The sequence below is a fragment of the Enterobacter cloacae complex sp. P18RS genome (assembly GCF_014982105.1).
In the GTDB taxonomy this organism is placed as follows: Bacteria; Pseudomonadota; Gammaproteobacteria; order Enterobacterales; family Enterobacteriaceae; genus Enterobacter; species Enterobacter hormaechei_C.
Map to the genome: position 1 here is coordinate 1 of NZ_JADCKV010000042.1, position 207 is coordinate 207.

The 207-nt window shown below is 59.4% G+C and carries 1 protein-coding gene; it reads left to right on the forward strand.

Features of this window, described 5'->3' with window-relative positions:
* On the forward strand, positions 1-207 hold a 207-nt coding region (locus INF61_RS22295; protein ID WP_193548129.1), incomplete at both ends, for an efflux RND transporter permease subunit.

The window sequence follows — 207 nt, forward strand, 5'->3', positions numbered from 1 at the left end:
GCTGGGTACCTTTGCGGTGCTGTATGCCTTCGGTTACAGCATCAACACCCTGACCATGTTCGCCATGGTGCTGGCCATCGGTCTGCTGGTGGATGATGCCATCGTGGTGGTGGAAAACGTTGAGCGCATCATGAGCGAGGAAGGGCTTTCGCCCCGCGAGGCCACGCGCAAATCGATGGGACAGATTCAGGGCGCGCTGGTCGGTAT